Below are 8,177 nucleotides of genomic sequence, written 5' to 3'. Positions count from 1 at the left end.
GTAATGCCTGCATAGGAACCTTTGATAGAAGCTACAGCACCGCCATAAATGACCGTGCTGTAGCACGGTTAAAAGTGACGGTGCCCGATGATTTCGGTACCACACTGCCAACAATGAACGTGTTGGCCATAAAAAATAAAGTTAGAAATTCACCCCCGCTTTCACCATAGACAGCACATCATCGTTGGTAATTTCCGCCAGCTTCTCCCTGATATCCTCGCTGACCTTTTTCAGGCTGAGGGTAAAATCAATCTTCCGCGCTTTCCCGTCCTGAAAGAACTCAGTGCGATTCTGGGTTAACCCTTCGATCACGTACATGCCGTAAATTGCGCCAGTGCCTTCAATCAGGGGCCATGCTCTACCGGTGAACGCCATTGTTTTTAGCGTAGTGAGCGACACATCACCCCCGCTGATTTCCGGGTACAACGTGCCGGAGAGCGTGAACGGCTCTTCGTCCGGGCCTATGTACTGATAGCGCGGAGATTTCCCCACGCGATCGTTTTTGACGTGCCGCCAGGTATTCGACTGGTTAGACGTCTGGTAGGGTGTCGTTTGCAGCGCAAACGGAAACATGCCCAATATCATCATCATGGCTTTGCTCCTTATTCGTGGTCGGTCAGTTGCGAGCGTTTGCGCCGTGCGGCCTGCTGCTGGGCAACGGTGAACTCTTCGCGGATGCGCTGGACAAGTTTTTGTTCATCCATCTGGCCCGCGTCGTTGATGTTGATTTCAAAGTTAAACACGTCGCCGCCAGGCATCAGCGCCGCGACGGAAGCCGCAGACGGAGCCGCCGACACTGGCGAACGGGCGGCAGGCTGCTGAACGCTGTACGGCAGCACCGAAGAAACGAGCGCGCCAGCCTGCTGCTGCATCCATGCGGTGAGTGATGGCACCTGCCGCTGAACCTGTTGCACCGGTTCGGCGTACCCGCCACGGATAGGAATGTATGGCTGTTTATTTTTGAAGACTATTTCACCGGGGCCGTCTTTCTTCTCTGCCGTGTTGCTGGCAATTTTATCCAGGCTACCGCTGATCTTCGGTGCGAGGTTCGCCGGGCCTTTCAGGTTATTGGCAAGCGCCTGTTGCTGCTGGCTCTGTTCCGTTTTCCGCTTTTGCTCCTTCTTCTCCTCCTCCTTCTTCGATTGCGCGGTGACGGCTTTCAGATCCCCGGCAAGCGTATCCGCCAGCCCGGTAAGTTTCTTCTGCGTGTTCACCTGCTCAACGGCTTTTTTGGCCCGCTCTGCCTGATCGGGGATCAAGCCCAGCTTTTCCAGCACCAGATCCAGACCTTTCCAGAGTTGTTCAACGGGCCATAGTACCAGTGAGATGGCATCACCCACAATCTTGCCGAAGGATTCCCCGGCGCTGGTACAGGATTTAAGCGCCTCAGTGGAGAACTGGATCGGCTCAAACAGCTTTGTAAACCAGTCCCATACCGTACTGAGCGCGGAGATGATGGCGTCAAATATCGGTACCAGCGGTGAGAATACTGCGGAAACGATAGAAAAGATCGGCTGTAGCCCCTGCATCAGGCCGGTAAAGAACCCGCTGAAAAACGCCTTGATAGGTTGCCAGAACTGGATGATCGCAATAGCGACGCCAGCAAACAGAGCAATCAGACCCCAGACCGGGGCAGAGATACCCGCCAGCAGCGTGATCAGGGGGCCAAAGACCGCCCGACCGGCAGTAAGCAGCGCCTGCATAGGCGAACCCGCCAGCCACTGAAACGCGCCGCCCAGCCGGGTGATGCTGGTCAGCAGTTTGGCGATTCCGCCTTCACCTGCCAGCGTGGTAAAGCTCAAACGTACAAGCGCCATCGGGCCGAGTATTGCACCCAGCGCCAGCATAAGCGTACCCAGCACCGTGAGAATGGCACCGATCGCGGCGACGGTCTTCATGATGGCGGCAACCAGCGCCGGATTGGCTTCAACCCAGCCCCGGATAGAAACCAATACTTTGCTCACCGATCCCATTATTTCCATCATTGGTTCACGCATTGATTTTCCTAATGCGGTGAAGTTATTGGAAAGAATGGTTTTTGTGATCAACCAGCGTGAAGTGAGAGAATCAAGATCAATATCTGATTCACGCTTCATTGAGCCTTTCGATGCGGTACCGTGGGTTAATTCGAGTTGCCTGCGTAATTCCGGCAGGTTGTTGGCAACTTTGGATACTGCCATTGCATATTCATCACCAAAAAGCTGAGTAAGCACGTTCAGTTGCTTATCTGGTTCCAGCTTTTTGGTGGCTTCCATCACCGCCATGATGGTGCCCATGGCATCCTTTGCCATGCTCTTCTGCACTTTCTCAGCATTAAGCCCCAATGCGTCCAGACCTTCCATAAATCGATCCGGTTGCACCATGGCGTTGCCCAGCTCGCGCACCATCGCTTTAACGGCGGTACCCGCTGTTTCTGACTGTTCACCCAGAGTTAGGAACGTTGAACCTAATGCAGCAGCATTCTGATAGCCGAGCTGATCGGCAGCACCACCCACGCGTTGCAGCACGTCGATAATGTCAGAGCCTTTTGACGTGGCGTTATCGTCCAGATAGTTGATTACGTCGCCAAGCTTACCAATGTCCTGAATGGGGATTTTATACAGACCGGCGATTTTACCCAGGCTTTCCGACAGCTGATCGGCAGGTAGCTCAAAAGCCTTAGAAGCCATAGCGGCGGTATTGGCAAACGTAAGCAGATCTTTTTTCTGCTTCTGCCATGGGTCATCGCTGTTAGCCACGCCCATACGTGCGCCACCTTCTACCAGAGCAGCGTAATCAATAGCACCATTCTGCATAGGTAACTTTTCGGCAGCGTCCTTGATGGCCTTTTCCATCTCATCATATTGGGCGGTGCGGTTTCCGTTGTTATCCCGCAACCCGTTCACCTGTTTGGATACACCCTTCATGGCGTCTTCCAGACTGCTGTAACTCTTGATGGCGGCGGCTACGGGGGCAAGCACTGCCGCGCCGGTCGCTGCGGTCTTCATACCTGAGCTTTGCAATCTCTCGCCGGTTTCTTTGGCGCGGGCATAGCGCGCCTGTGCCTGAGTGACGGACTCAAGCCGCCGTTGTTGCTCAGTAAGCTGGCGGTTGTACTGCGCGGTGCGCTGGCTGATTTGTTCCGTTGCCCGGCTGGTGCTGCTGATCGCAATCCCTTCACTGTAGAAGCTGGCGCGCAACTGGTTGAGCTGGGCCTGCTCCGTTTTCTGCTGGGCTGTCAGGTTGCGGATCGCTGCCCGCTGCTGATTGAGGGCGGTAACTTGCTCAGCGCTGCGCTGGCGTAGCGGGCCGAATGCCGCCGCCATTTCACGCGCCTGCGTCTTTGCCTGAGCCAGTTGATCGGTGGTCTTCTTGTTGGCTGAGGTCAGCCGGTCAAAGCTGGAAGCCTGACGCTCAAGCCCTTTGATGCTGCTTTGCGTCTGCTTGATTTGAGAGGCCAGCGCGGCGGCGCTCTGGCGCGCCGCACTGACAGGGCGGGACATATTATTCAGGGCGCTGAAAGCAACCTGAATATTTAATTTGCGGTCTGCCATTTATTGATCTCCGCCACTGCGCGCAGCGGCTTGATCACGCCATAACAGAAGTTCCTCTACCGTCATGGCGTCCATCTCCGCTGGTCGCCAGTGGAAAATGACGGCGATATCCGCCATTAGGTTTTCTATGCGTTCGCAGGGGCATCGGATGACGCGCTGCCCGTATCCGTCCCGCTCTGATCCGAAGGTGGTTGCAAAAAATCAACCACCGCATTGGCGAGCTGGCAGAAGTCCCACGTATCCATGCGGGCGATTTCGTCAGCGGTCAGCGCCGGGGCGGTAACGCGCGGCAGCAGAACAACCAGCGCATCATAATTCGATGTCAGAACGTCATAGACTTTTAAACCACGCAGCGATCCGGCCTGCTTTAAGACTGGCGTGATCGTGATTTCGCTGATTGCCGTCTTGCCGCGAACGATAGGCGCATTGAGCGTGACAACTTCTTTACCGGTTACTTTGGTCATGGTGCATTAATTCCTTATAAGCCAATGTTAGCGCGGTGTTTTTCCATCATGTCAACGCCGCCAACTTTATAGATCATATTGAGCACATCAACTTCAATGATTTCCTCGCCGTTGATGGTCAGCTTGTAATAGGTATTTTTCAGGGTGTACTTATGGGAAGTATCATCCCCGGTTTTGGACGTGCCCGGATCCATCTCCGTGAAGCGCCCGCGCGTCTGGATTTCGACGGGTACCGCTTCGCCGGTTGAATCATCCTGGTACGACCCCGCATAGCGCGTTTGCATACCATCGGCGGTGGCGATGCCCCATTTTTTCAGCAGCCCCGCATCCATGCCGCCAAGGGTGATATCCATATCCAGCGCACCGGCATCAAAGCCGAGATCAACCGCGACAGAACCAGGCATACCACCGGCCTGATAATCCTCTGTCTTGCGGGTTAACTTCGCCGGGGTGATTTCCGGCACCATGCCGAAATAGTTATCCCCATCAAAGAACATGTTGAAGTATTTAAGTTTTTTAGGCAGAGCCATACGCGCCCCCGGTTAGTTATTCACTGCGCTGGAAAACGTAGCGAAGTATTCATCAGTGAACTCCTGCACCAGGCTGAGATTTTCCAGCGGCGGGACAGGCGTGTAGTTGTATTTGATGGTGAGCTGCCCGTTGCGCAGCGTTTCGCTGGTATTCGGTTCAGGGTCATACCAGCAGCGCGCACCCAGCAGCTTGCCCGCCGTCACATAGGACGTCAGCTTGCGGTTGATACCGTCAACGATATCTTTTACCAGCGACGGGGTGAGCGGCTTATCAACATAGGAGAAGTGAGCCTCTGCCACGGTATCCGCCACAATCTGAGCGGTACGGGTGTAGCTCTCAAAAATGTAGGTTTCTTCGTCGCAGGTACGTGATCCCCAGATGCGATAACCATCCTGTTTGATCAGGGTGGTGACGCCTGCCGCGTTCAGCTCGTCCGCATCGGTATCGGTGCCCTGTAGGGTGAAATAGATATCGCGATCCATCCCCAGCACGTTATTCACCGGCACGTTGGAAATGGTTTTGTGCCAGCCCTGCGTTGCGTCGATTTTGGCGCGCATCCCTACCGCATGAGCACCCACCGGCACGGTGGCGTTTGCTCCCGCGTTGGTGTCGTAGCAAATGAAGTTAGGCCAGATCACCATCATTTCACGCTGGGCAAACTGCTCCCGGTATTCCTTCGCCTCTGCGATGGTGTTACAGCCATTCGCAGATACGTAAGCAAAGGCGCGCAGCTTCTCAGCCATTACACCGAGCTGCGCCGCCACTGGCTGAGTATCAAGGCCGGGAACGGCAAGCACACGCGGGCGGACGCCAACACGCATCTCAGCCGATAGCAGCGCATACATGCCGGTAAAAAGCCCGGTATCCGGGTCAGTACCGCCAATAACCAGCTGATCCTGCGTTGGGGCCGTGCCGCCTTCCGGGGGTACGATTTTGGACGCATCAGCCACGCGGATCACAATGGTCTGCGGGCTGGTCTGGTCTGAAATGGCTTTCAGGGTGGTGAATAGGGTGCCGGTTTTGCCTGCCTTGCCCAGCATGTTAGCCACGCGGGTAATGAGTACAGGGGTATCCAGCGGGAAAGCGTCTTCATCTGCATCATCAGCGATACAAACGACGCCGATAACCGCCGAATCAATATCGGTGATCATCGTGCTCAGATCGGTGGTTTCCGTGACGGTTACACCGTGATGGTAATTTGTGGCCATGTAGTTGCCTCGCCAGGTCAATGATTGCCACTTATCATTGCGACAATTGCCAGCCGGTGCGAGAGGTGGGCGTTGTCAGCAGACCGCAACAACAGCCCCGCGTTGTCTGTACGCGCGCGCGTGGCGACGATGGTACCCTCACCAATGAGGGAACCAATAAGATGTTGGATGATGATGCGCGTTATTCTCCCCGCCCGGCGTTCAGTATTCAGATTGAAGACAAGCAGCTCACTGCGCTGGATGACCGTTTGATCTCGTTGTCGCTGACGGACAACCGGGGATTTGAAGCGGATACGCTTGATCTCACGGTGGACGATTCAGACGGGCAGATCGTGATGCCATCGCGCGGCGCTAAGATTTCCGTTTCGCTGGGCTGGGACAATGACCCGCTGGTATTTAAAGGGCTGTATACCGTTGATGAGGTTGCACACCGTGGCCCACCTGACCAGCTCACCATAAGCGCCCGCAGTGCAGATTTTCGCGACACGTTCAACGTGAAGCGTGAATACTCCTGGCACGATATTACCGTTGGCGATGTGGTTGCCAGTATCGCCAGCCGGTACGACCTGCGCGCCGGGGTAAGCGAGGAGCTGGCGAAGATTGAGATCGATCACGCTGACCAAACCAGTGAATCAGATATCAGTTTTCTCACCAGAATGGCGGATATGCTGGGTGCGGTTGCCACTGTCAAAAACGGCATGTTGCTGTTCATCACGCCGGGGCAGGGCGTAACCCAGAGCGGTAAACCTTTACCGGCGATCAGCATTGTGCGGGCCAGCGGCGACAAGCACAGTTTTAGCATTGCCGATCGTGATGCTTATACCGGCGTTACCGCTTACTGGCTGGATCTGAATTTCGGTAAAAAGCCCACCACCACGGTACAAACAAACACCCGCAGAAGTCGTCGGACAACCCAGCCGAAGAAGCCAAAAGAACCCGCCTCAAGCAGCAAGGAAGGGGATTACATGGCGGGCGCGGAAGGCAACGTATTCGTGATCCGCAAGACGTTTAAAACAGAGAAGGCAGCGAAGCGGGCAGCAGCGGCGAAGTGGAGCCAGTTACAGCGTGGCGCGGCGTCATTCTCTATCACGCTGGCGCGGGGCCGGGCGGATTTGTACCCGGAACAATCGGCAAGTGTATCGGGCTTTAAGTCCACGATTGATAATGGTTACTGGACGATTACCCGATGTGTGCATGATATCGGCAGCGGCGGCTTTACCACCTCGCTGGAGCTGGAAGTTAAGATTGATGAGTGGACCGCTGAGGCGGGTGACGAATCAACGGGTTAAGCGTTATACTTGACGTGATATTAACCAGCCCAGAGGAGGCCCGCGTATGGCAATGCGCTGTCCTCGCTGCCGTGCAGTTGCGAAAACTCGTACCAGTGTAGAGTTGAGTGATTTAGTACGACGCAGTTATCACCAGTGTCAAAACATGTTGTGCGGCTACTGTTTTACCAGCATGACGCAAATAGACGAATCATTAAACCAGACTCAACCAGTCCCCGGCGCGGTGGTTCCTCAAGATGTTTTCCCGCGAAGTCATCACGGCGAAGATCAGTTAAGTTTGGTGTTGTAGCGAAGTGAGAGCGCCCTTTATGGGCGCTCAAGCAGTGAAATTATTTATTGTTTATGGCTACAAATCTGCTTTTTTGCAGTTTCTCATTTAAGAATTTATCTCCATCGTCACCGGCTTTTTTTGCCCACTCATCGCAACTTTTATCACCGCCATTGAAAACAAAACCTTTGGTTAGGATATCGTTAGTGATGAAGACTTTTTCCACTGTTCCAGCCTTCCACGCTCGCTGTTTGTTGCTTGTATTGAAGTAGGTATAACAAACCGTTTGAACGGCGCTCCTTGCTTGCAGCTCTTCTATGTTGTCGAAATTGAAAGCGACAACAAGCGTTTTATCCTGCATCACAGGGACAACAGAAAGATTTAATTTTCCAAGTTCTTTAGCTAAATGTGCGGGGAGATCTTTTGTTACCTCTGAATAATCAATTACGCCAGCATCAGAGGCAACCGGTTTAGCTGGTTGCTGTGGTATCTCTGAGGCGCTGGCTGTGTTGCTGGCGTCTGCCTCTGTGTTAGTTACTGGGGTAGCTGGTTTTTGGGTAGGGTAGAGATTGGCTCCTGCTGCGGCAGTAATCAGGCATATAGCAAGGTAAACGATTGATGATTTTTTTCGGTTTGGCATAAAAACCCACTTCGGATTTATAAGCCCGACCCAGAAAGCGATACCGGCTATCGCTGCAATGATGGTGATGATTTTTTCCATTGGATACCCTCCGTATTGAGGCGGGTATTATTGTCGATGGTGCTCAAAAACGGAACAGCCAAGCGCGGTGCGCCTGGCTGCTTCTTTGTCGAAGTGTAGTCAAAATGTAGACGAAGATTAGAATAAATCCTTTTATTCCATTGTGTTACTTGCTGGATTTCTT

General features: G+C 53.9%; 10 protein-coding genes. 2 read left to right on the top strand and 8 right to left on the bottom strand.

The window, feature by feature from the left end:
- Positions 1–141: 141 nt before the first annotated feature.
- Genes FDW95_RS22625 through FDW95_RS22600 form a run of 6 tightly spaced genes read right to left on the bottom strand, consistent with a single transcriptional unit; the run spans position 142 to position 5,736 of the window.
- Positions 142–591: a phage tail protein gene (locus FDW95_RS22625; RefSeq protein ID WP_115259771.1), complete on the bottom strand. Its 450-nt coding sequence runs from the start codon at positions 589–591 to the stop codon at positions 142–144.
- Positions 592–602: 11 nt separating this feature from the next.
- Positions 603–3,533, bottom strand: a complete 2,931-nt coding sequence (locus FDW95_RS22620; RefSeq protein WP_115259770.1) for a phage tail tape measure protein — start codon at positions 3,531–3,533, stop codon at positions 603–605.
- Positions 3,534–3,608: a GpE family phage tail protein gene (locus FDW95_RS24100; RefSeq protein WP_326490683.1), complete on the bottom strand. Its 75-nt coding sequence runs from the start codon at positions 3,606–3,608 to the stop codon at positions 3,534–3,536.
- A 50-nt stretch (positions 3,609–3,658) separates the two neighbouring features.
- Positions 3,659–3,997 (bottom strand): phage tail assembly protein, encoded by a 339-nt coding sequence (locus FDW95_RS22610; protein WP_001514743.1) that lies wholly within the window; start codon positions 3,995–3,997, stop codon positions 3,659–3,661.
- Between the two features lie 14 nt (positions 3,998–4,011).
- A complete protein-coding gene (locus FDW95_RS22605; RefSeq protein WP_001514744.1) occupies positions 4,012–4,527 on the bottom strand; it encodes a phage major tail tube protein in 516 nt (171 codons plus the stop codon).
- Positions 4,528–4,539: 12 nt separating this feature from the next.
- Positions 4,540–5,736: a phage tail sheath subtilisin-like domain-containing protein gene (locus FDW95_RS22600; RefSeq protein WP_115259769.1), complete on the bottom strand. Its 1,197-nt coding sequence runs from the start codon at positions 5,734–5,736 to the stop codon at positions 4,540–4,542.
- A gap of 161 nt (positions 5,737–5,897) precedes the next feature.
- Between FDW95_RS22600 and FDW95_RS22595 the strand changes: the two genes are divergently transcribed.
- Both FDW95_RS22595 and FDW95_RS22590 read left to right on the top strand, forming a co-directional pair.
- On the top strand, positions 5,898–7,025 hold the full coding sequence (locus tag FDW95_RS22595) for a phage late control D family protein (protein WP_115260007.1): 1,128 nt from the start codon (positions 5,898–5,900) through the stop codon (positions 7,023–7,025).
- A 46-nt stretch (positions 7,026–7,071) separates the two neighbouring features.
- Positions 7,072–7,314: an ogr/Delta-like zinc finger family protein gene (locus tag FDW95_RS22590; RefSeq protein ID WP_001514747.1), complete on the top strand. Its 243-nt coding sequence runs from the start codon at positions 7,072–7,074 to the stop codon at positions 7,312–7,314.
- A gap of 40 nt (positions 7,315–7,354) precedes the next feature.
- On the opposite strand, the gene FDW95_RS22585 is transcribed toward FDW95_RS22590, so the two are convergent.
- Both FDW95_RS22585 and FDW95_RS23350 read right to left on the bottom strand, forming a co-directional pair.
- On the bottom strand, positions 7,355–8,014 hold the full coding sequence (locus tag FDW95_RS22585; protein WP_115259768.1) for a hypothetical protein: 660 nt from the start codon (positions 8,012–8,014) through the stop codon (positions 7,355–7,357).
- The coding region (locus FDW95_RS23350) for a hypothetical protein (protein ID WP_212734311.1) at positions 7,981–8,177 on the bottom strand (197 nt) is incomplete at its 5' end. The genes FDW95_RS23350 and FDW95_RS22585, both read right to left, overlap by 34 nt.

The sequence above is a fragment of the Citrobacter sp. wls718 genome (assembly GCF_005280945.1).
GTDB classification, from domain to species: Bacteria; Pseudomonadota; Gammaproteobacteria; order Enterobacterales; family Enterobacteriaceae; genus Citrobacter; species Citrobacter gillenii.
Note: the sequence above shows the minus strand (reverse complement) of the source record. Positions and strands in the feature narration are given on the sequence as shown.